Source organism: Enterorhabdus sp. P55 (assembly GCF_009911695.1).
Taxonomy (GTDB): domain Bacteria; phylum Actinomycetota; class Coriobacteriia; order Coriobacteriales; family Eggerthellaceae; genus Enterorhabdus.
In genome coordinates, this window is sequence record NZ_QWKK01000166.1 from 1 (window position 1) to 3,468 (window position 3,468).

The window sequence follows — 3,468 nt, forward strand, 5'->3', positions numbered from 1 at the left end:
ATCTAGACAACTCACAGCTTGGCGGAGGCCTCCCTATTTGTCACCACCCGGATGTAAACAACGTCTTGGCACTAAACGCCTAGCGCCTCCAGCGCCGCTCGGCCGGCGGGTAGGCCAGCCACGCCATCCCGTAGCCGACGAGCAGGCAGACGATGGAGCCGACGAGCGACGCGCCGAAGCCGAGCGTGTCGTTGAGCACGCCCCACACCACGGTGGAGGCGCCCATGCCCACGTCGATGGCCAGCTGATACAGCGCGTTGGCGGCGCCCCACCGCTCGGGCGGCGAGCACTTCACCGCGATGGTCTGGTTGAGCGGCTGACACACGCCCAGGCACAGCCCATAGGGCAGCCCCGCCAGGTAGAACACGGCACTGCGCGCGTCGCCCTCCAGGGCACCGGCGGCCAGCAGCATGAGGAACCCGACGATGCCGCAGACCACGGCCGCGCTGAGCACCTTGATGGCCGGCACGCGATCCATGAACGCGCCTGACTTGAGGCGCACGGTCACCATCGACACGGCCGACACGGTGTAGAACAGCCCCGCGTTGCCCACGCCGAGCACCGTTCCATAGAGCCCGACGAAAAAGATGACGAAGCCCACCGAGGGGATGATGCAGAGCGCCGGCAGCGCGCCGTGCAGGGCCTTGGGCTCGATGACGCGCGACACGAGCGACTCACGCGGAGCCGCGTCCCCCTCGGCGCGCTCGAGCGCGCGCTCGCCCTGGCCAGCGTCCAGCTGCGCGCGCTCCCAGCGCACGCGGTAGGCACTCGTGGCAGGCAGGACGGAGGGGTTCTTCTCGTAGCGGCACAGCAGCGAGAACACGAGCGCGAGCGCGCCGGCCGCCGTGACGCCAACGAACAGGTTCTCATGCGGCTCGGTGGACACGAGGAACAGCGAGAGCGCCGGCCCGACGGACATGGCGAGCGCCTGCCCCAGGCCGAAATAGCCGATGCCCTCGCCCAGGCGCTCGCGCGGCAGCACGTCGGCAGCAGCCGTGGCCGAGGCGGTGGTGGCAGCCGAGAAGCCGACGCCCTGGAGAAACCGCCACAGAATCATGAGCTCGGAGTCGCCGGTGAACAGAGGGCCGATGGTGCCCGCCATCATGACGACGCTGCCCGCCACCATCGCCACGCGGCGCCCGCGGTCGTCCACGATGGGGCCGCAGATGAAGCGCGCCGCGGCGGCGGCCACCGAGAACACCGTGGCCAGAAGCCCCGCGTAGGTGGCCGTGCCGCCCAGGGTCGTGATGTAGACGGAGGTGCCGGCGTTGAGCCCTTGGCCCACGAGGAACGTGAACAGCGTGACGCCGATGACGAAGAGGAACACGGGCGTCCACAGCCGGTCGTCGCGCACGGGGCGTCCGCCGCGCGGGGCCGCGTCGGCTCCGGAGCGCGACGCGCAGGCGTCCGCGGGGCGCGTGGCGGCGTCGGGTCGCGACGCGCAGGCGTCCGCGGCCTCGCCGGCTCGCGTCTCCCCCGTCATCGCCTTCCCGTTGCCCATGCTCGTCCTCTCCACGCAAAAGGGACGCCCGGGAAACCCGGACATCTCTCCCAGTGTACGCCTTGCGCGCCCAGAGCCAAGGCTTAATTCCGCCGCCGTCCTACGCCCCCGGCAACCGCAGGGAAAGCGAGGCGGGCCGCCGCTCGGCTTCGGCGCCGCAGGCCGCCCCCCCCCGAAGGCAACGCAAGCGAGAACCGCCGCAGACGAGAGCAGCAAGCGCGGCGCAGGCCAACGTGGAGGAGCACGGGGCACGCAACGCGGGCCGTCGCAGGCGGATTCGGGGGTCACGAACGCGAAATCGCATCTTTTCTGGCAAGAGATTGCGGGTTTGCGACTTTTCCCGGCGGTGCATTCGCACGAAAGCTGCGGCCCGGCGCGCAAAATGCCTGGTCGGCATCAATCGGCTATAAGCACAAGGCGGCAAGGCGCCTGAAGAATGTCGCAAACCCGCAATCTCTTGCCAGAATTCGAGCGTTTTCCCGCCCAACCGCGCTCGCACGCAGAGAACCGGGAGGACGGGGGGCCGGAAGGGCGGAGATGACGGGTAGAGGGGGTCGAAGGGACGGGGACGACGGGCGAGAGGTCGAAGGGAACCTTCGTGCGCCAGAAGATGGTCGAGCGCGAGCGACGGAGTACGCAGCCTTCCGCGGAGGAGGGAGCGACGGGCGGGCGGCCTTCCGCGGAGGGGACCTCCACGAGGCGCCCGACCGCGCATGAGGGACGACCGCCTTCCCCCACCGCCCGGCCGCGCACAGGGAGGCCGCCGCCCCCGGCGCCCCCGCGCAGACGGCGCCCCCGCGCCCCCAGCGCAGGCGAACCCCTAGTACGGCTCGTCGAGGTCGGCGTGGGCTTGGGCGTCGGCGTCAAGCCCCATGAAGCGCCCGGCGCGGTAGCGGTCGAGCGCCACCAGCGCGATCATCCCCGCGTTGTCGCCGCAGGAGTGCAGCGGCGGCATCACCAGGCGCACGCCCATCTGGGCGCAGAGATCCTCGTAGGCCGCGCGCAGCACCGGGTTGGCCGCCACGCCGCCGCCCAGGCAGAACGTGGGCGCGCCCGTCTCCTCCAGGGCGCGGCGCGCCTTGGCCACCTGCACGTCCACCACCGCCTGCTGGAAGCTGGCCGCGATGTCGGGCACGTTGAGGGCGCGCCCGGCGGCCCGTTCCTGGTTGACGTAGGTCACCACGGCCGTCTTGAGGCCCGAGAGCGAGAAGCGCAGATCGCCCGAGTGCAGCATGGCCCGGGGGAACGGGATGGCGTCCGGGTTGCCCTGGGCGGCGAAGCGGCTGATGACCGGCCCGCCGGGGTAGCCCAGCCCGAGCGCCTTGGCCACCTTGTCGAAGGCCTCACCCACCGCGTCGTCGATGGTAGCGCCGAGCGTACGGTAGTCGCCCCAGCCGCGCATGGAGACGAGCAGCGTGTTGCCGCCCGACACGAGCGAGACGACGGCCGGCGGCGCGAAGGCGCCGTTGCCGATCTTGTTGGCGTAGAGGTGGCCCTCCAGGTGGTTCACGCCGATGAGCGGCACGTCAAGCGCCCACGCGGCGCCCTTGGCGAAGGCGACGCCCACCACGAGCGCGCCCACGAGGCCTGGCGCGTAGGTGACAGCCACGGCGTCCAGGTCTGCCCAGGCCACAGGGCGGCCGGCGGCGGCCGAGGCCACGTCCAGGCACTCGTCGCACACGCCGCAGATGGCCTCGATGTGCTTGCGGCTGGCAATCTCGGGCACCACGCCGCCGAAGCGCGCGTGGAAGTCGACCTGCGAGGCCACCACGTCGGCCAGCAGGCGCCCGTCGCCATCGGCCACGGCGGCAGCCGTCTCGTCGCAGGAGGACTCGATGGCCAGGATGAGCGGGCGCGGGGGCTCGGACGCGGGGGTCGACGCAGATGCAGGGGCGCCGCCGGGGCGGGGGCCCTCGGCGTCGCGCGCGTCCCCCGCGCCAGGCGCCGACCCGCCCTCGCCGGCGCCC

The 3,468-nt window shown here is 72.0% G+C and carries 2 protein-coding genes; both read right to left on the reverse strand.

Going from position 1 to position 3,468, the window contains the following annotated elements; translation table 11 throughout:
* Positions 1–79: 79 nt before the first annotated feature.
* Positions 80–1,501 carry an MFS transporter gene (locus D1643_RS10300; protein ID WP_160710533.1) on the reverse strand — a complete coding sequence of 474 codons (1,422 nt, stop codon included), beginning with the start codon at positions 1,499–1,501 and terminating at the stop codon, positions 80–82.
* A gap of 820 nt (positions 1,502–2,321) precedes the next feature.
* Positions 2,322–3,468: tRNA (adenosine(37)-N6)-threonylcarbamoyltransferase complex transferase subunit TsaD (tsaD, locus tag D1643_RS10305; RefSeq protein WP_160710534.1), on the reverse strand; the 1,147-nt coding region annotated here is incomplete at its 5' end.

What these genes read in the sequence shown, in the direction of transcription:
- D1643_RS10300 (WP_160710533.1), bottom strand. Translation starts at nt 1,501, where the DNA reads ATGGGCAACGGGAAGGCGATGACGGGGGAGACGCGAGCCGGCGAGGCC.